This window comes from Brotaphodocola sp., from assembly GCF_983179755.1.
The window spans coordinates 1-18,183 of the sequence record NZ_CFAHBC010000031.1 but is presented as its reverse complement, the minus strand read 5'-3'; the positions used below and the strand labels follow the sequence as shown (position 1 = coordinate 18,183).

At 47.5% G+C, this 18,183-nt stretch carries 26 protein-coding genes; 24 read left to right on the top strand and 2 right to left on the bottom strand.

The features are described from left to right. Nucleotides 1-140: 140 nt before the first annotated feature. Entirely contained in the window at nucleotides 141-632 is a 492-nt protein-coding gene (locus AC4EVX_RS10595) for a VanZ family protein (RefSeq protein ID WP_490160186.1), read from the bottom strand. 279 nt (nucleotides 633-911) lie between these two features. On the opposite strand from AC4EVX_RS10595, the gene AC4EVX_RS10590 reads away from it, so the two are divergent. The 6 genes from AC4EVX_RS10590 (at nucleotide 912) to yajC (ending at nucleotide 7,067) form a co-directional block, all read left to right on the top strand. Then, the gene (locus AC4EVX_RS10590) at nucleotides 912-1,448 is read left to right on the top strand and encodes a VanZ family protein (RefSeq protein WP_490160185.1); all 537 of its coding nucleotides are present in this window, start codon (nucleotides 912-914) and stop codon (nucleotides 1,446-1,448) included. Between the two features lie 298 nt (nucleotides 1,449-1,746). Next, nucleotides 1,747-1,893, top strand: a complete 147-nt coding sequence (scfA, locus tag AC4EVX_RS10585) for a six-cysteine ranthipeptide SCIFF (RefSeq protein WP_177978829.1) — start codon at nucleotides 1,747-1,749, stop codon at nucleotides 1,891-1,893. Between the two features lie 114 nt (nucleotides 1,894-2,007). Then, nucleotides 2,008-3,408: a thioether cross-link-forming SCIFF peptide maturase gene (gene scfB / locus AC4EVX_RS10580; RefSeq protein ID WP_177978827.1), complete on the top strand. Its 1,401-nt coding sequence runs from the start codon at nucleotides 2,008-2,010 to the stop codon at nucleotides 3,406-3,408. 60 nt (nucleotides 3,409-3,468) lie between these two features. After that, entirely contained in the window at nucleotides 3,469-5,631 is a 2,163-nt protein-coding gene (secD, locus tag AC4EVX_RS10575; RefSeq protein WP_177978825.1) for a protein translocase subunit SecD, read from the top strand. Continuing rightward, nucleotides 5,628-6,761, top strand: a complete 1,134-nt coding sequence (gene tgt / locus AC4EVX_RS10570; RefSeq protein WP_177978823.1) for a tRNA guanosine(34) transglycosylase Tgt — start codon at nucleotides 5,628-5,630, stop codon at nucleotides 6,759-6,761. The genes secD and tgt overlap by 4 nt, the downstream gene beginning before the upstream one ends. A gap of 33 nt (nucleotides 6,762-6,794) precedes the next feature. Beyond that, a complete protein-coding gene (gene yajC, locus AC4EVX_RS10565) occupies nucleotides 6,795-7,067 on the top strand; it encodes a preprotein translocase subunit YajC (protein WP_177978860.1) in 273 nt (90 codons plus the stop codon). A 95-nt stretch (nucleotides 7,068-7,162) separates the two neighbouring features. On the opposite strand, the gene AC4EVX_RS10560 is transcribed toward yajC, so the two are convergent. Further along, nucleotides 7,163-8,023: a class I SAM-dependent methyltransferase gene (locus AC4EVX_RS10560; protein ID WP_177978821.1), complete on the bottom strand. Its 861-nt coding sequence runs from the start codon at nucleotides 8,021-8,023 to the stop codon at nucleotides 7,163-7,165. Between the two features lie 321 nt (nucleotides 8,024-8,344). Here AC4EVX_RS10560 and AC4EVX_RS10555 point away from each other — a divergent pair, with 321 nt between their 5' ends. The 18 genes from AC4EVX_RS10555 (at nucleotide 8,345) to rplF (ending at nucleotide 18,155) form a co-directional block, all read left to right on the top strand. Further along, the gene (locus AC4EVX_RS10555; RefSeq protein WP_490160184.1) at nucleotides 8,345-9,718 is read left to right on the top strand and encodes a cell wall-binding protein; all 1,374 of its coding nucleotides are present in this window, start codon (nucleotides 8,345-8,347) and stop codon (nucleotides 9,716-9,718) included. A 454-nt stretch (nucleotides 9,719-10,172) separates the two neighbouring features. Next, nucleotides 10,173-10,490: a 30S ribosomal protein S10 gene (gene rpsJ, locus AC4EVX_RS10550; RefSeq protein ID WP_118533463.1), complete on the top strand. Its 318-nt coding sequence runs from the start codon at nucleotides 10,173-10,175 to the stop codon at nucleotides 10,488-10,490. Nucleotides 10,491-10,542: 52 nt separating this feature from the next. Next, nucleotides 10,543-11,178 (top strand): 50S ribosomal protein L3, encoded by a 636-nt coding sequence (gene rplC / locus AC4EVX_RS10545; RefSeq protein WP_177978815.1) that lies wholly within the window; start codon nucleotides 10,543-10,545, stop codon nucleotides 11,176-11,178. A gap of 28 nt (nucleotides 11,179-11,206) precedes the next feature. Beyond that, nucleotides 11,207-11,827 carry a 50S ribosomal protein L4 gene (gene rplD, locus AC4EVX_RS10540; RefSeq protein WP_177978813.1) on the top strand — a complete coding sequence of 207 codons (621 nt, stop codon included), beginning with the start codon at nucleotides 11,207-11,209 and terminating at the stop codon, nucleotides 11,825-11,827. Continuing rightward, nucleotides 11,827-12,126, top strand: coding sequence for a 50S ribosomal protein L23 (gene rplW / locus AC4EVX_RS10535; protein WP_177978811.1), 300 nt, complete (start codon nucleotides 11,827-11,829; stop codon nucleotides 12,124-12,126). The genes rplD and rplW overlap by 1 nt, the downstream gene beginning before the upstream one ends. Before the next feature lie 151 nt (nucleotides 12,127-12,277). Continuing rightward, nucleotides 12,278-13,123: a 50S ribosomal protein L2 gene (rplB, locus tag AC4EVX_RS10530; RefSeq protein WP_177978809.1), complete on the top strand. Its 846-nt coding sequence runs from the start codon at nucleotides 12,278-12,280 to the stop codon at nucleotides 13,121-13,123. Nucleotides 13,124-13,142: 19 nt separating this feature from the next. Beyond that, complete coding sequence (rpsS, locus tag AC4EVX_RS10525) at nucleotides 13,143-13,421, top strand: 30S ribosomal protein S19 (protein WP_177978806.1); 279 nt, start codon at nucleotides 13,143-13,145, stop codon at nucleotides 13,419-13,421. A gap of 30 nt (nucleotides 13,422-13,451) precedes the next feature. After that, the gene (rplV, locus tag AC4EVX_RS10520; protein WP_177978804.1) at nucleotides 13,452-13,838 is read left to right on the top strand and encodes a 50S ribosomal protein L22; all 387 of its coding nucleotides are present in this window, start codon (nucleotides 13,452-13,454) and stop codon (nucleotides 13,836-13,838) included. Nucleotides 13,839-13,851: 13 nt separating this feature from the next. Continuing rightward, complete coding sequence (gene rpsC / locus AC4EVX_RS10515; RefSeq protein ID WP_177978794.1) at nucleotides 13,852-14,508, top strand: 30S ribosomal protein S3; 657 nt, start codon at nucleotides 13,852-13,854, stop codon at nucleotides 14,506-14,508. Then, nucleotides 14,508-14,945 carry a 50S ribosomal protein L16 gene (gene rplP / locus AC4EVX_RS10510; protein ID WP_177978792.1) on the top strand — a complete coding sequence of 146 codons (438 nt, stop codon included), beginning with the start codon at nucleotides 14,508-14,510 and terminating at the stop codon, nucleotides 14,943-14,945. The genes rpsC and rplP overlap by 1 nt, the downstream gene beginning before the upstream one ends. Next, nucleotides 14,935-15,141, top strand: coding sequence for a 50S ribosomal protein L29 (gene rpmC, locus AC4EVX_RS10505; protein ID WP_177978790.1), 207 nt, complete (start codon nucleotides 14,935-14,937; stop codon nucleotides 15,139-15,141). The genes rplP and rpmC overlap by 11 nt, the downstream gene beginning before the upstream one ends. A 15-nt stretch (nucleotides 15,142-15,156) precedes the next feature. Further along, on the top strand, nucleotides 15,157-15,411 hold the full coding sequence (gene rpsQ / locus AC4EVX_RS10500; RefSeq protein WP_349061731.1) for a 30S ribosomal protein S17: 255 nt from the start codon (nucleotides 15,157-15,159) through the stop codon (nucleotides 15,409-15,411). Nucleotides 15,412-15,431: 20 nt separating this feature from the next. Next, a complete protein-coding gene (gene rplN, locus AC4EVX_RS10495; protein WP_177978786.1) occupies nucleotides 15,432-15,800 on the top strand; it encodes a 50S ribosomal protein L14 in 369 nt (122 codons plus the stop codon). Nucleotides 15,801-15,813: 13 nt separating this feature from the next. Continuing rightward, nucleotides 15,814-16,113 carry a 50S ribosomal protein L24 gene (gene rplX, locus AC4EVX_RS10490; protein ID WP_177978784.1) on the top strand — a complete coding sequence of 100 codons (300 nt, stop codon included), beginning with the start codon at nucleotides 15,814-15,816 and terminating at the stop codon, nucleotides 16,111-16,113. 22 nt (nucleotides 16,114-16,135) lie between these two features. Beyond that, complete coding sequence (gene rplE / locus AC4EVX_RS10485) at nucleotides 16,136-16,675, top strand: 50S ribosomal protein L5 (RefSeq protein WP_177978783.1); 540 nt, start codon at nucleotides 16,136-16,138, stop codon at nucleotides 16,673-16,675. Nucleotides 16,676-16,690: 15 nt separating this feature from the next. Next, on the top strand, nucleotides 16,691-16,876 hold the full coding sequence (locus AC4EVX_RS10480; protein WP_002566501.1) for a type Z 30S ribosomal protein S14: 186 nt from the start codon (nucleotides 16,691-16,693) through the stop codon (nucleotides 16,874-16,876). A 192-nt stretch (nucleotides 16,877-17,068) separates the two neighbouring features. Further along, nucleotides 17,069-17,470, top strand: coding sequence for a 30S ribosomal protein S8 (gene rpsH / locus AC4EVX_RS10475; RefSeq protein WP_177978781.1), 402 nt, complete (start codon nucleotides 17,069-17,071; stop codon nucleotides 17,468-17,470). Between the two features lie 142 nt (nucleotides 17,471-17,612). Beyond that, nucleotides 17,613-18,155: a 50S ribosomal protein L6 gene (gene rplF, locus AC4EVX_RS10470; RefSeq protein WP_177978779.1), complete on the top strand. Its 543-nt coding sequence runs from the start codon at nucleotides 17,613-17,615 to the stop codon at nucleotides 18,153-18,155. The last annotated feature ends 28 nt before the right edge of the window (nucleotides 18,156-18,183 follow it).

Genomic DNA, 18,183 nt, shown 5'->3' with positions numbered 1-18,183 from the left:
TTTGAAATGAGACAGGCGAATAAAAGAATTATATAAATGGGGCGGAAGATTCTTATAAATCGAATCTTCCGCCCTGTTTTTACATTATGTAAGTGGGTTTGCAGGATCTTTTTCGCCTTACATCGCCCCGTTACACATAATCAGGCATTTTTCTTAAAAAGAGTACTGGCGATCAGTGAGAGTGTAACAATCGATGAACCAATGCTGTCGATTATGACATCGGTAATTCTCGCGGAGCGGTCTAGAACGAAATACTGGTGGAATTCGTCGGTGCAGGCATAGCAGACTGTGATCAGAAATGCCGTCAGCGCCCATCTCTTTCGAGAAAATTTGCGTGGAGAAAGACCGAGAAGAACAGTCAGATAGAGGATTGTGTACTCGGTCACATGGGCAGTTTTTCGCAGAAGGAATTCTAAGCGGTCAAGCAATAAGAGATTCGGTTCTGCATTTGGATCGCTCGGGAAAAAGCGAGAGATCGCAAGAAGGATCTCATGGAGAAGAGATCCACTTAATTTAGAGGAATCTTCTCCGGGCTGACTGGAAAAGAAAAAGATGAGTCCAGCCATGATGAGGGCAGGAATCCAGAAGCGGAATTTCGAAAATGTTAAAGTTCTTTTTTTATTTGTTGTCATGAAAATCAAAGTCCTTTCTTATTATCCATATACAGCAATAATTATTGTTCATATATTGTACAAACTGGAATGGATTTTTGTACAGCAACAACATTATAACATGGATTACAGAAATGTCCTCTTTTTTCTTGCGTTCCGTTAGTTGGTATGATAGGATGAGTTACAGTTTACAGAAGATGTTGGCATGACACAAGAATATGCCAAGGCACATTCTTTTTGTGAAACAGCTAGTCGGATGAAGCAATAGGGAAAATGGATACGAAAGGTAAGGTGGAAAACATGTGGAAGTATGTTTGGAAAGATATTCTGGAGCAGGCGTGTTTTCTTCCTGTGACAGCTTTTTTGGCGCTGATTTATTATAGTCTCAGACGGGCGATTGTTAAGAGAAGAGGAATGTTAAACCGAGAAACAAAGAAACAGCTTTTTTGGAAATCGTGCATGGCAATGTATCTGATGATGCTCGTGCAGATCACTCTTCTTGAGCGTGAGGCTGGATCAAGAACAAAGGTCAGCCTGGAACTGTTTGAGACCTTTGGTGGTCCGATGGCAAATGCCTTTGTTGTAGAAAATGTCCTTCTTTTTATGCCATATGGCTTCCTGCTTCCTCAAATTTGGAAAAGTTTTGGCAAGATGAGAATTTCCCGCCAAATGCCTGTATGTACGATAATTGGATTTTTCAGCAGTTTAATGATCGAATGTACGCAGCTTGTGACACAGAGAGGATTTTTTCAGGTCGATGATATTATGACAAATACAATCGGAATGGTTTGTGGCTGGACTGTTTACCAGATTGTTCGTAAAATAATATTTAAGTGATAGATTTATTGTGTTTGTAATTTTTTTCATGGTATATTTTTTATCAGTATTATCTCAGCGACGAGGGCGAAAAAGATCCTGCAAACCCGTGTGAGACGCTGGACCTTAGATCGTGTATTTTACGATCTTACGCACCACTGCGTCGAACCCGGAGCGAGAGCGAGTTTGTAGGACTTCTTTCGCCATGAGGAGCGTGCAAGAGAACAACCAGCCACAACTTTACACTTGCACGCCTCGGGTAGATATGATATAATCTGATAGAATTGCAATACTTGAACGAATATAGGAGGCGAGAGATATGAAGCACGTTAAGACTTTAACCAATAAGACCCTGAAGGAGTCCATGAAGAAGGGCGGATGTGGCGAGTGCCAGACTTCCTGCCAGTCTGCATGTAAGACTTCCTGCACCGTAGGCAACCAGGCTTGCGAGAACGCAAACAGATAAGACTGCCTGAAATTTCAGGTGTCACAACGCGATAAGGCGGATGAGAAAGACCCCTATTGATGTATGATGATAGGGGTCTTTTGCGTGCCGTCCAGAATAGTAAGGAGAATATAAGTGATTCATCAGTATAAAAATAATGGTTACAACATCGTGATGGATATTGCCAGCGGATCAGTTCATGTTGTGGACGATGTCGTTTATGACGCAATTGCCATGCTTGAGCCGGCAATCGGTGAGATCGAGTCCGCTATGCCGATCCCGGCAGAAGCCCGCGCAGAGGCAAAGCAGAAGCTGTCTGAGATATATCCGGAGGCAGATGTTGAGGAGGCTCTGAGCGATGTTCAGGAGCTGATTGATGCAGAGGAGCTGTATACAAAGGACATTTATCACAACTATGTGATGGATTTCAAGAAGAGAAAGACCGTCGTGAAGGCGCTGTGCCTGCATATCGCGCATGACTGTAATTTAGCATGCCGTTATTGCTTTGCGGAGGAGGGCGAGTACCACGGTCGTCGTGCTCTGATGAGCTTTGAGGTCGGCAAGAAGGCTTTGGATTTCCTGATCGCAAACTCCGGAAACCGCAGAAATCTGGAGGTCGATTTCTTCGGCGGAGAACCGCTCATGAACTGGAACGTTGTAAAACAGCTTGTTGAGTACGGTCGTTCCCAGGAGGAGCCACACAACAAGAAGTTCCGCTTCACTCTGACGACAAACGGTGTACTCTTAAATGATGAGATCATGGAGTTCTGTAACCGTGAGATGGCGAACGTTGTCCTGAGTCTGGACGGACGAAAGGAAGTTAACGATCGCATGCGTCCGACGAGAAACGGTCACGGAAGCAGTTACGACATCATTGTTCCGAAGTTCCAGAAATTTGCAAAGAGCCGTGAGGACAGAGATTACTATGTGCGCGGAACCTTTACCCGCAACAACCTCGATTTCAGCGAGGATGTAAAGCACTACGCAGATCTCGGATTTGAACAGCTCTCCATGGAGCCGGTTGTCGCAGCACCGGAAGAGCCGTACTCGATCCGCGAGGAAGATCTCCCGCAGATTCTTGAGGAGTACGATCGCCTTGCAGTAGAGTACTTAAAGCGCAGGAAAGAGGGAAAAGGATTTAACTTCTTCCACTTTATGATTGATTTGAGCCAGGGACCGTGTGTGGCAAAGCGCCTCTCCGGTTGTGGTTCAGGAACGGAGTACCTTGCAGTTACTCCGTGGGGAGATTTCTATCCGTGCCATCAGTTCGTCGGCAATGAGAAGTTCCTCATGGGAAATGTGGATACCGGAATCGTTCGCGAGGACATTCGCGATGAGTTCAAGCTCTGTAACGTATATGCAAAGGAAAAATGCCGGGATTGCTTCGCTCGCTTCTATTGCAGTGGCGGATGCGCAGCAAATTCCTACAATTTCCACGGAAAAATCACGGACACTTATGACATCGGATGCGAAATGCAGAAGAAGAGAATTGAGTGTGCGATTATGATTAAAGCTGCGCTTGCTGACGAGGACTAATCGTCAGCCGGTGCAGTCGCCGTGGAGAGGAGAATCCTTTGACGGCGGAAAGGAGACAACATGAAGAACAGCAAGACAAAGGGTCTGATTGGTCTGCTGATTCTGCTGGTGGCAGTTGTCGGTTTCGGATTTCTCGGTTATAAGACCGTTGGAGATGTGAAGCTCGGACTGGACCTTGCCGGCGGTGTCAGCATCACCTATCAGGCGGTGGAGGACAACCCTTCTTCCGAGGAGATGTCCGATACCATCTACAAACTTCAGCAGAGAGTGCAGAATTACAGCACAGAGGCTGAGGTTTACCAGGAGGGCAGTAATCGAATCAACATCGATATTCCGGGTGTGAGCGATGCGAATGCCATTCTGGAAGAACTCGGAAAGCCGGGTTCTCTGACGTTTACCGATGAGAGCGGAAATGTGCTCTTAACCGGAGATCAGGTGGCAACTGCAAAGGCAGGAATCATCGATCAGAAGAACGGTCAGAAGAGTTATGTCGTAAGCCTGACATTTACGGACGAGGGAACAAAGACGTTCGCAGATGCAACGACAGCAAATGTCGGAAAGAGAATCGCAATCATTTACGACGGACAGGTTTACTCCGCTCCGGTTGTCCGCGAGGCAATCACCGGAGGTCAGTGCCAGATCGATGGAATGGCTACCTACGAGGAGGCTGAGAACCTGGCATCCACGATCCGTATCGGTTCCCTTTCTCTCGAACTTGAAGAACTGCGTTCCAACGTGGTAGGCGCAAAGCTGGGACAGGAAGCGATCTCGACAAGCCTCAAGGCAGGTGCAGTCGGATTTGCAATCCTTGTCGTATTTATGCTTGTCGTTTACCTGCTTCCGGGTCTGTCCGCTGTGATCGCCCTGACTCTGTATGTAGGACTTGTTGTTCTTCTGCTGGCAGCTTTTGAGGTGACATTGACTCTGCCGGGAATCGCAGGAATCATCCTGTCAGTTGGCATGGCAGTTGATGCAAATGTCATCATCTTTACCCGTATCAAGGAGGAGATCGGTCTTGGTCACTCCGTTCAGAATGCGATCAAGGCAGGATTTGCAAAAGCGCTCTCCGCAATCGTTGACGGAAATGTGACGACGCTGATTGCCGCTGTGGTTCTGTATTTCCGCGGTTCCGGTACGGTAAAGGGATTTGCAACGACTCTGGCAATCGGTATCGTTCTGTCGATGTTTACCGCCCTCGTTGTGACGAGAGGAGCTCTTTATGCATTCTATGCACTCGGACTTCAGAGTCCGAAGCTCTACGGCAGTAAGACGACGAAGAAGGTTTACAATGTCTTAAAGATCCGCAAGGCAGTTTTTGCGATCTCTGTTCTGATCCTTTTGGCAGGCGGAGCTGGCATGGGAATCAACAATTCCAAGACAGGTCATCTCTTCCATTACAGCATGGACTTCACCGGTGGTACTTCCACGAGTGTGACCTTCAATGAGGAGATGTCTCTCGAGGATATTTCTTCAAAGGTCGTTCCGGTTGTTGAGAAAGTGACCGGAGATGCCGATGTGCAGACCCAGAAGGTTGCAGGAACGAGTGAGGTTATCATCAAGACGAAGACGCTGAATGTCGATCAGAGACAGGCACTCGAGGAAGAGCTTGTAAATGAGTTTGGCGTGGACGGAAGCAAGATCACAGCTGAGAGTATTTCCGGCGCAGTCAGCACGGAGATGAAGCGTGATGCCGCAGTTGCACTCGCAATTGCAGGTGTTCTGATGCTTCTCTACATCTGGGCTCGTTTCCGCGACATCCGTCTGGCAGCAAGCTCCGTCATCGCACTGATGCACGATGTTCTCGTCGTTGTCTCCTGTTATGCACTGTTTGGATGGTCGGTTGGATCTACGTTTATCGCCTGTGTCCTGACGATTGTGGGATACTCGATCAACGCGACGATCGTAATTTTTGACCGTATCCGTGAAAATCTGGCAATTCAGGGCAAGAGAACGCTCGAGGAAGTTGTCAACACAAGTATCACTGAGACCCTGACCCGAAGCATCAACACTTCTCTGACCACATTTGTGATGGTTCTGGCGCTCTACATCATGGGAGTTTCCTCCATCCGTGAGTTTGCACTTCCGTTGATGGTTGGCGTTGTGTGCGGTACCTATTCTTCTGTATGCCTGTCCGGTTCCCTCTGGTATGAGCTGACAGTTCGGAAGAACAAGAAGGTGGCTGAGGCGAAGGCACAAGCAAAGAAAGCAAAGGCAAAGAAATGAAATACAAACTGATTACTACGGATGGACGCGCAAAGCGTGCCGAGGTGGAGACTGTTCACGGAACCGTCCAGACGCCGTTGTTTATGAACGTAGGTACGGTGGCTGCAATCAAAGGCGCAGTTTCCACCGATGACCTGCGCCAGATCGGTACTCAGGTGGAGCTTTCCAACACCTACCATCTGCATGTGCGCACCGGTGACAAGCTGATCAAACAGTTTGGCGGTCTGCACAAGTTTATGAACTGGGATCGCCCGATCCTCACGGACTCCGGCGGATTTCAGGTTTTCTCCCTTGCAGGTTTAAGAAAGATCAAGGAGGAAGGCGTTTACTTCCAGTCTCATATCGATGGTCATAAGATCTTTATGGGACCGGAGGAGAGCATGCAGATTCAGTCGAATCTCGCTTCCACGATTGCGATGGCATTTGATGAGTGTCCGCCGAGCCATGCAGAGCGCTCTTACATTCAGAATTCGGTAGAACGGACGACGAGATGGCTTGAGCGCTGTAAGAAAGAGATGGCTCGCTTAAATTCTCTGCCGGATACGATCAACAAAGAACAGCTCCTGTTTGGTATCAATCAGGGTGGTGTTGTCGATGAGATCCGAATTGCTCATGCAAAGACGATCGCAGATATGGATCTCGATGGCTATGCAATCGGTGGACTTGCAGTCGGAGAGACGCATGAGGAGATGTATCACATCCTTGATGTGACCGTTCCTCACCTTCCGCAGAACAAGCCGACTTACCTCATGGGTGTCGGAACTCCTGCGAACATTCTGGAAGCAGTGGACAGAGGCGTAGACTTCTTTGACTGTGTATATCCGTCAAGAAATGGTCGTCACAGCCATGTATACACGAATCATGGAAAGCTGAATCTGCTGAACCAGAAATATGAACTGGACCCTCGTCCGATCGAGGAGGGATGCCAGTGTCCGGCATGCCGTTCTTACAGCAGAGCGTATATTCGTCATCTGTTCAAGGCGAAAGAAATGCTCGGAATGAGATTATGTGTCTTGCATAATCTGTACTTTTATAATACAATGATGACGGAGATTCGCGAAGCGATCGAACAGCACCGCTATGCAGCCTATAAAGCAGAAAAGCTGGCAGGAATGGAAGCGGGAGAATAAGGAGGAGTTTGTATCATGTTACAGGCAACAGGAATGTCTATGCCGCTTCTGGTGGGTTATATTATTTTCTTCTGTGCTCTGATGTATTTTACGGCAATTCGCCCACAGCAGAAAGAGAAGAAGAAACAGGAAGAGCTGATTGCTTCCGTAGCAGTAGGCGATACCGTTCTGACAAGCAGTGGTTTTTACGGTGTGATCATCGATATGACAGACGATACGGTAATCGTAGAGTTTGGAAATAACAAGAACTGCCGTATTCCGATGCAGAAGGCAGCGATCGTTCAGATCGAGAAGCCGGAGGCATAAGAATCGCAAAAGTAAGAAAGAAAAGTGGCTTGCGTAACCGTTTTAGTTGCGCAAGCCATTTTTTTGTATGACAGGAAAATCTTTTTGATAGAAATTTATTTCTCCCATCTTCCGGAAGCACCGCACGGAAGAACAAGTCCGGTTTCCTTTACCGGGAGACCGATTTCCTGAGAGTCCACATGACCGCCGTATTTGGAAACGACCTCGAGAGAGATCATGTAAGTCAGGACAGCCGGAGCGAGACCGGTTGTGTAGGAGTTGATCAGGAAAAACAGCGGATCGTCGGAGAGAAGCTGTGCACACAGCTTGACGAGTGGGTGGATGGCGTCTTCAATTTTCCAGATCTCACCCTTTGGTCCACGGCCGTAGGACGGCGGGTCCATGATGATCGCGTCGTAGTGATTGCCACGGCGGATCTCGCGCTCTACGAATTTCACACAGTCATCGACAAGCCAGCGGATCGGGGCATCTGAGAGACCGGAGGAAACCGCGTTCTCTTTTGCCCAGGCAACCATTCCTTTGGAAGCGTCGACGTGAGTGACGGAAGCTCCTGCTTTTGCAGCTGCGAGAGTCGCACCGCCTGTGTATGCAAAAAGATTTAAGACCTTGATCGGGCGATTTGCCTGACGGATCTTGTCACTGAACCAATCCCAGTTTGCTGCCTGCTCCGGAAAGAGTCCGGTGTGCTTGAAGCTGAACGGTTTTAAGTTGAAGGTGAGTCCACGGTATCCGATCGTCCACTGCTCCGGAAGATCGAAAAACTCCCACTCACCGCCACCCTTTGCGCTGCGGTGATAATGACCGTTCATGTGTCTCCATCCCTTGTGCTCGCGCGGAGTGTCCCAGATGACCTGCGGGTCCGGACGAACAAGGAGATAATTTCCCCAACGCTCCAGTTTTTCACCTCTGGAGCAGTCGATTACCTGGTAGTCTTTCCAGTTATCTGCTAACCACATAGTATATCCTGCCTTTCTTTGAGAACCGCGAATATCCTCTCGCGGTAAAATCATTCGTTTTCCATTCGCTTTTAAATCGGAGTATTCTGCCGATAGAAGAATCTGTTTGCTTACAAATTTGCGATTGTCTTATTATAGCATTGATTGATTGTTTTGGCTACATCACCTTTATACAATCTTGTTGATCGTTGTACGGGTGATTTTTGTAGATGGAATAGAACGCAGAATTGCAGGGATTCTGATTGAAAAATAACAGGTTTTCATTTACCGTAGAAAGCAGGACGTGTATAATAAGGATAAAATAACGTGAGAGGAAGAAGTATGAGAAAAGAAAAATATTTGACGGCGGTGATGTTTGCCACAGCATTATCGATCAGTTTTGGAGTACCTGCATGGGCTTCCGGGTGGACGCAGGAAAATGGAACCTGGGTATATTATGGAGTAAACGATACTCGTGTGACGAATGCATGGCGTCAGGGCGCGGACGGAGCGATGCGCTATCTCGACAGCAACGGACAGATGGCAGTCAGTTCCTGGGTCGATGATGACAACAGTTATGTGGATGAAAACGGAATCCGGATTTCCGATAAATGGCTTCAGGTTGAGAATTCTTCTAAGACATCAGGATATGATTACTATTATTTTAATCAGAGTGGCAAATGCGTAAAGAGCAAATGGGAGAAAATTGACGGCAAGTTGCATTACTTTGATGAGAAGGGCATCATGCAGACAGGCTGGATTGACGATAACCGATATTATTCCGATGAAAATGGTGTGATGCTCACAGGATGGCAGAAGCTTGATCCGCCGGAAGATGAGAAGGATAGCTATAAACGTCCGGCACCGTGGGAAACGGATGACGGAAAGAAATGGTATTATTTTGGAAGTACAGGAAAGAAAGTTCTGCCGGATGAGAAGAAGGACAACATCAGTCAGAAGAAAATTGGTGGTTCCTATTATTGCCTTGATGAGTATGGAGCCATGCAGACAGGTTGGGTATGTGTGACCGGATCGGATTCGGATAATATTGCCGACTATCGCTATGTGGATGAGAATGGTCAGGTCAAAACGGGCTGGTACTCAATCAATCCGCCGGAAGATCTTCAGGGACAGTACGACCACGATGTCGAGTGGTTCTATTTCAACAGCAAGGGTGTGCCGAAGACGGGGTCGGAGCGTGGAGGTGCCAAGAAGAATGATTTTTCAAAAATCGGAGGAAATACCTATCTATTTGATGAGAGAGGAGTGCCGGTCTATGGGGTACAGAAAATCTACTCGGGAAGTGATGGGGATTCTTACACCGCCTACTATTTTGGAGACCGCAGTCAGAGCTGTCTCTTAAAAGGAAAGTTTACGCTCGATGAGGCTGGCGATCAGGTGAATTATTATTTCGCTCCAGGCGGAGAGGGTTACACCGGAGTGAAGGATAATTCTCTATATTATATGGGAAAACTCCAGAAAGCCGACAGTGGGGATCAGTATACAGTTTTCTCGATTCCACAGGGAAATCGCTACAACAATTATGTCGTCAATACATCCGGAAAGATTGTGAAGAATACAACTGTAAAAGACAAGACAGGAACGAAATATAAGACAAACAGCAGTGGAATCCTCGTGAAAGAAGATGACGAGGTTGTAAGCGGAGGCGATTACACCGAGCCGAGAGAGCCGGAGTGGAGCGCTTGGAGCGAGTAAAGCGAAGGGGAAGCATATTTATATTCAGTATATAATGGGGCGCGCCTCCGGCGAAATAAGGTGTGAAAACTCGTTCTCACACGGGTTTGCCCATCCTTTTTTGCCTACGTCGCGCCAGACAATGTATCCATAAAAAAACATAAAAATAATTTAAAAACCGCTTGCAATTTCCAAAAAGACATGATATTATAGGGAAGCTGTGACATGATAGCGATGAAACGAGAGGTTGCTACCTGGGATGAGGTAGGTTTTCCGCGGAGCGAATGTCAAGTTAGGAAACTGACGACAAGTCACTGTACAAATTGAACAGCTGTAATTAAGATCGAGATTAAGTATCGAGAGATAGAGTAATGCAGTAACGCAGTGTGGGTCCAGGGCGACACACACGGAGAAGTGTACAGTCACCGCTTGTCGTACTTCGAATGAAAAGTGCGAAAAGGAGGCGACTTTTTTTATGGCAAGTCAAGTAATGAGAATCACGTTAAAGGCTTACGATCACCAGCTGGTTGATCAGTCTGCCGGAAAAATTATCGAGACCGTAAAGAAAACAGGAGCACAGGTGAGCGGACCGGTGCCGTTACCGACCAAGAAAGAGGTTGTAACAATTCTGAGAGCGGTACACAAGTACAAAGATTCCAGAGAGCAGTTCGAGCAGAGAACTCACAAGAGACTGATTGATATCACCACCCCGAGCCAGAAGACCGTAGATGCACTGTCTAAGCTGGAAATGCCGGCTGGTGTTTATATCGATATCAAAATGAAGCAGAAATAAGACTTTAGTATGATTGCCAAAAAAAGGTAATCCGCTGTAAGGAGGAAATGAAATGAAGAAAGCTATCTTAGCTACCAAAGTCGGAATGACCCAGATCTTCAACGAAGACGGTGTACTGGTTCCGGTAACGGTTCTTCAGGCTGGTCCGTGCGTAGTAACGCAGGTTAAGACCATGGAGAACGATGGCTACAAGGCCGTACAGGTTGGTTTTGTTGACAAGAGAGAGAAACTGGTTAGCAAGCCGGTAAAGGGACACTTCGACAAGGCTGGTGTTTCTTATAAGAGATTTATCAGAGAGTTCCGTTTTGAGAACGCAGAAGATTACTCCGTAAAGGACGAGATCAAGGCTGACATCTTCGCTGCTGGCGATAAGATCGATGCAACTGCTGTTTCTAAGGGAAAAGGTTTCCAGGGCGCGATCAAGAGATTTGGACAGCACAGAGGACCGATGGCTCATGGTTCTAAGTTCCATCGTCATCAGGGTTCCAACGGTGCATGTTCCGATCCGAGCAAGGTATTCAAGGGTAAGGGAATGCCGGGTCACATGGGAAGCAAGCAGGTAACCGTTCAGAATCTTCAGGTTGTCAGAGTTGACGCTGAGAATAATCTGATTCTGGTTAAGGGCGCTGTTCCAGGACCGAAGAAATCTTTAGTAACGCTGAAAGAAACAGTGAAGGCTAGCAAGTAAGCCTTGACGAGAAAGGAGGAACACACAGATGGCAAACGTATCTGTTTACAATATGGAAGGTAATGAAGTCGGCAAGATCGACTTAAACGATGCGGTGTTTGGTGTTGAAGTAAATGAGCACCTGGTACACCTTGCAGTAGTTGCTCAGCTTGCAAACAAGCGTCAGGGCACTCAGAAGGCAAAGACCCGCTCTGAGGTATCTGGAGGCGGAAGAAAGCCGTGGAGACAGAAGGGAACCGGTCATGCAAGACAGGGTTCAACCAGATCTCCGCAGTGGAAGGGCGGCGGTACCGTATTCGCTCCGGTTCCGAGAGACTACACCATCACCCTGAACAAGAAGGAGAAGAGAGCAGCTCTGAAGTCTGCACTGACCACCCGCGTTCAGGAGAACAAGTTCATCGTTGTTGATGAGCTGAAGCTTGACGAGATCAAGACCAAGAAGTTCCAGACCGTTCTGAACAACCTGAAGGTTTCCAAGGCTCTGGTTGTTATCGGCGAGGACAGCGAGAACGTAGTTAAGTCCGCTAAGAATATCCCGTCTGTAAAGACTGCTTATGTTAATACGATCAACGTATATGACATTCTGAAGTACAACACAGTAGTAGCTACCAAGACTGCTGTCGCAAACATCGAGGAGGTGTACGCATAATGGCAAACGTTCAGTATTTTGATGTCATTCTCAAGCCGGTTATCACCGAGAAGAGCATGAACGCAATGGCTACGAAGAAATATACTTTCCTGGTACACACCGATGCTAACAAGGCTATGATCAAGGATGCCGTTGAGAAGATGTTCCCGGGCACCAAGGTTAAGAGTGTAAATACCATGAACAACGAAGGCAAGAACAAGAGAAGAGGAATGACCTTCGGTAAGACCGCAGCAACCAAGAAGGCTATCGTTCAGCTGACTGAGGATAGCAAGGAGATCGAGGTATTCGCTGGTCTGTAAGGTATTGAAAATTCATCGCTCAGCCAGTCGGCTTTGCGATGAACTTATGTAAAATATACGGCGTAGTGATGATTACGAGACTATACTGTGCCGTGATAAAGAAACACGCGGAGCTGTTGCGAAGCGTGTGAAAGTTTGAAAGGAGAACGTCATGGGAATTAAAACATACCGCCCATATACACCGTCCAGAAGACATATGACCGGTTCTGACTTCGCTGAGATCACGAAGACCACTCCAGAGAAGTCTCTGGTTACTTCTTTAAAGAAGAATGCAGGACGCAACAATCAGGGTAAGATCACTGTGAGACATCGTGGAGGTGGCTCCAGAAGAAAATATAGAATCATCGATTTCAAGAGAAACAGCAAAGACGGTATTCCGGCAACTGTAATCGGTATCGAGTACGATCCGAACAGAACCGCTAACATCGCACTGATCTGCTATGCAGATGGAACCAAGGCTTATATCCTTGCTCCGGCTGGTCTGACCGACGGAATGAAGGTTATGAGTGGCGTTGAGGCTGAGGCTAAAGTAGGTAACTGCTTACCGCTGGCTAACATTCCGGTTGGTACTCAGATCCACAACATCGAGCTGTACCCGGGTAAGGGTGGTCAGCTGGTTCGTTCCGCTGGTAACGCTGCACAGCTGATGGCTAAGGAAGGTAAGTACGCTACTCTGAGACTTCCGTCCGGCGAGATGAGAATGGTTCCGATCGCATGCCGCGCAACTATCGGTGTTGTAGGTAACGGCGAGCACAACCTGGTTAATATCGGTAAGGCTGGAAGAAAACGCCATATGGGAATTCGTCCTACCGTTCGCGGTTCCGTTATGAACCCGAATGACCATCCGCATGGTGGTGGTGAAGGTAAGACTGGTATCGGCCGTCCGGGTCCGTGCACTCCTTGGGGCAAGCCTGCTCTGGGACTGAAGACCCGCAAGAAGAACAAGCAGTCTAATAAGCTGATTGTAAGAAGACGTAACGGCAAGACCATTAAATAATTGAAGGAGGAAGACACCTATGGCACGTTCATTAAAAAAAGGACCATTTGCTGACGCGCACCTGCTGAAAAAGGTTGACGCGCAGAACGCATCGGGACAGAAGCAGGTTATCAAGACCTGGTCTCGTCGTTCTACTATCTTCCCGCAGATGGTTGGACATACAATTGCAGTTCATGACGGTAGAAAGCATGTTCCGGTATATGTTACCGAGGATATGGTAGGCCACAAGCTTGGTGAGTTCGTAGCTACCAGAACCTACAGAGGACATGGTAAAGACGAGAAGAAGACCAAACGTTAATCGGCATGAGCGAAAGGAGGTAATTTAGCAATGGCTAAAGGACATAGAAGTCAGATTAAGAGAGAAAGAAATGCCCAGAAGGATACCAGACCAAGCGCAAAGCTGTCTTACGCTCGTGTATCCGTTCAGAAGGCTTGCTTCGTATTAGATGCCATCAGAGGCAAAGATGTGCAGACCGCACTTGGTATTGTAACTTATAATCCCAGATATGCTTCTTCCCTGATTCGGAAGCTGCTTGAGTCTGCTGTTGCAAATGCAGTAAACAACAACAACATGGACCCGGCTAAGCTTTACGTAGAAGAATGCTATGCAAACAACGGCCCGATCATGAAGAGAGTACACCCGAGAGCACAGGGACGTGCTTACAGAATCGAGAAGAGAATGAGCCACATCACCGTTGTTCTGAATGAGAGATAAATAGGAGGCAATTATGGGACAGAAAGTTAATCCGCACGGCATCAGAGTCGGCGTTATTAAAGACTGGGATTCCAAGTGGTATGCAGAAGGCAACTTCGCAGACAACCTGGTAGAAGATTACAACATCCGTACCTTCCTCAAGAAGAAGCTGTACAGCGCTGGTATCTCCAAGATCGAGATCGAGCGTGCTTCTGACAGAGTTAAGATCATCGTTTTCACCGCAAAGCCGGGCGTAGTTATCGGTAAGGGTGGTTCTGAGATCGAGAAGCTGAAAGCTGAAGTTCAGAAGATGACCGACAAGAAGGTATTCATCGATATCAAAGAGATCAAGAGACCGGATCGTGACGCTCAGCTCGTTGCTGAGAACATCGCACAGCAGCTGGAGAACCGTGTGTCCTTCCGTCGTGCAATGAAGTCTACCATGGGTCGTTCCATGAAGACCGGTATCAAGGGAATCAAGACCGCTGTTGGCGGACGTCTTGGCGGTGCGGATATCGCACGTACCGAGTTCTACAGCGAGGGAACTATTCCGCTGCAGACCCTGAGAGCAGATATTGACTATGGTTTCGCTGAGGCAGATACCACCTACGGCAAGCTTGGCGTTAAGGTTTGGATCTACAAAGGCGAGGTACTTCCGACTAGAGGAAAAAAGGAAGGGAGCGATAAATAATGTTAATGCCGAAGAGAGTAAAGCGCCGCAAACAGTTCCGTGGAACTATGGCTGGTAAGGCTTTAAGAGGAAATAAGATTAACTATGGTGAGTTCGGTCTGGTAGCAACTGAGCCGTGCTGGATCAAGTCCAATCAGATCGAGGCAGCTCGTGTAGCTATGACCCGTTACATCAAGCGTGGTGGTAAAGTCTGGATCAAGATTTTCCCGGATAAGCCAGTAACCGCAAAGCCGGCTGAGACCCGAATGGGTTCCGGTAAGGGCGCAGTAGAGTACTGGGTAGCAGTTGTTAAGCCAGGTCGCGTACTGTTCGAGATCTCTGGCGTTTCTGAGGAGACTGCTCGTGAGGCTCTGCGTCTTGCCATGCACAAGTTACCCTGCAAATGTAAGATTGCTTCCAAAGCAGAGTTAGAAGGCGGTGATAACAGTGAAAACTAATAAGTTCGTAGAAAGTTTACAGGCTAAGTCTGCTGCTGAGCTGAACGAGGAGTTAGTAGCAGCAAAGAAGGAACTCTTTAACCTGAGATTCCAGAATGCAACCAATCAGTTGGACAATACCAGCCGGATCAAAGAGGTTCGCAAGAACATTGCCCGGATTCAGACTGTTATTACTGAGAAGTCCAAGCTGGCATAAGGAGGAAAAATGACCGTGGAAAGAAATTTAAGAAAAACCCGCGTTGGTAAGGTCGTAAGCGATAAGATGGATAAGACCATCGTAGTTGCTATTGAGGACCACGTTAAGCATCCCTTATACGGCAAGATCGTGAAGAAGACCGTTAAGCTGAAAGCTCATGACGAGAACAACGAGTGCGGTAAGGGCGATACCGTTAAAGTTATGGAAACCAGACCGCTGTCTAAGGACAAGAGATGGAGACTGGTTGAGATTATCGAGAAGGCGAAGTAAAGCAGGAAGGAGTATCAGGCATGGTTCAGCAGGAAACAAGACTGAAGGTTGCTGATAACACCGGAGCAAAAGAGTTACTGTGCATTCGTGTTATGGGCGGATCTACCAGAAGATATGCTAATATTGGCGATGTCATCGTCGCTTCCGTTAAAGATGCAACACCAGGTGGCGTTGTAAAGAAGGGCGATGTTGTTAAGGCCGTTGTTGTACGTACCGTTAAGGGCGCACGTCGTAAAGACGGTTCCTATATCAAGTTCGATGAGAACGCAGCAGTAATTATTAAGGATGACAAGACCCCAAGAGGAACCCGTATTTTTGGGCCGGTTGCAAGAGAACTTCGTGAGAAGCAGTTCATGAAGATCGTTTCTCTGGCTCCGGAAGTACTGTAAGGAGGTGTCCACTGTGCAGAAGATCAAGAAAGACGACCTGGTAAAGGTTATCACGGGAAAAGATAAAGACAAGACCGGTAAAGTTCTTCAGGTTAAGGACGGTAAGGTTGTTGTTGAAGGATGTAATATGGTTACCAAGCACACGAAGCCGAATGCAGGAAATCCGCAGGGCGGCATCGTAAAGCACGAGGCTGCAATCGACGCTTCCAACGTAATGCTGGTAGTTGATGGCAAGGCAACCAGAGTTGGTTTTGAGATCAAGGACGGCAAGAAAGTCCGCGTCGCAAAGGCAACCGGTAAAGTAATCGACTAATTGCAGAGAGGAGGAACGAGAGTTGGCAAGATTAAAAGAACAGTATCAGAACGAGATCGTTGACGCTCTGATCAAAAAATTTGGATACAAGAACATCATGGAAGTCCCGAAGCTTGATAAGATCGTTATCAACATGGGCGTTGGTGAAGCAAAAGAGAATGCCAAGGTTCTGGATTCTGCAGTAAGAGACTTAGAGCTGATTACTGGCCAGAAGGCAGTTACCACCAAGGCAAAGAAGTCTGTCGCAAACTTCAAGATCAGAGAGGGTATGCCGATCGGATGTAAGGTTACCCTGCGTGGCGAGAAGATGTATGAGTTCGCTGATCGTCTGATCAACCTGGCTCTGCCGCGTGTACGTGACTTCCGCGGTGTGAACCCGAACGCTTTCGATGGCAGAGGAAACTACGCTCTGGGCATCAAAGAGCAGCTGATCTTCCCTGAGATTGAATACGATAAAGTTGACAAGGTAAGAGGTATGGATATCATCTTCGTTACCACTGCCAAGACCGATGAGGAAGCTCGTGAACTTTTGACATTATTCAATATGCCGTTTGCAAAATAATAGGAGGAAAGATCCATGGCTAAGACTTCAATGAAGATCAAGCAGCAGCGTCCTGCAAAGTTCTCCACCAGAGAGTACAATCGTTGCAGAATCTGCGGACGTCCGCATGCTTATTTAAGAAAATATGGCATCTGCCGTATCTGCTTTAGAGAACTGGCATACAAGGGCCAGATCCCGGGCGTAAAGAAGGCAAGCTGGTAGGCTGAAAGCCCATCGCGAAACTTAGTGAATCCGAGCTGTAAGGCGAAGGATGAACTTAGTAGAGCGATCGCTGAAAGCCCATCCCGAAACTTAGCGAATCCGAGCCATTATGGCGACGGATGAGCTTGGTTGACTGGGGTGTAGGTCCAGACAAGGAAACCAATCAGTATATACAAGGAGGAATTATCTACCATGACTATGAGCGATCCGATTGCAGATATGCTTACCAGAATCCGTAACGCAAACACTGCAAAACATGATACCGTAGATGTTCCCTCTTCCAAGATGAAGCTCGCTATCGCTGACATCCTGGTTAACGAGGGTTATATTCAGAAGTACGACATCGTAGAGGACGGCGCATTCAAGACCATCCACATCACGCTGAAGTACGGCGCAGACAAGAATCAGAAGATCATCACCGGAATTAAGAGAATCTCTAAGCCGGGTCTGCGTGTTTACGCAAACAAAGAGGATCTGCCGAGAGTTCTCGGTGGACTTGGTACCGCAATCATTTCTACAAACCAGGGCGTAGTTACCGACAAGGAAGCTCGTCGTTTAGGTGTAGGTGGCGAGGTTCTGGCATTCGTTTGGTAATTTCAGCTTAAAACTGAGATCTCCGCGAAGACCGCTGGTATTTCGCATCCGTTTTCTGAGTGAGGAAGCGGATATATGATGTAACTGAAAACAGAAGACGCAGGAAAGCGTTTTCCGAAAATTTAAGTAGGAGGTAAGTGGCATGTCACGTATCGGAAGAATGCCTATCGCAATCCCGGCAGGTGTAACTGTTACGATTGCTGAGAATAATAAAGTGACTGTAAAAGGTCCGAAGGGAACTCTTGAGAGAGAGCTTCCAGTAGAGATGGACATCAAAGAAGAGGATGGACATATCGTAGTAACCAGACCGAACGATCTGAAGAAGATGAAGTCTCTTCATGGTCTGACCAGAACCCTGATCAACAACATGGTAGTTGGTGTTACTGCTGGTTATGAGAAGGTTCTTGAGGTTAACGGTGTAGGTTACAGAGCATCCAAGCAGGGTAAGAAATTAACTCTGAACCTTGGTTATTCTCATCCGGTAGAGATGGAGGACCCGGAGGGTCTGGAGACCGTTCTCGACGGACAGAATAAGATCACGGTTAAGGGTATCGATAAAGAGAAAGTTGGCCAGTACGCTGCAGAGATCCGTTCCAAGAGAGCTCCGGAGCCGTACAAGGGCAAGGGCATCAAGTATGCGGATGAGACGATCAGACGCAAAGTTGGTAAGACTGGTAAGAAATAATTAAGGAGAGTACGAAGATGGTTAGTAA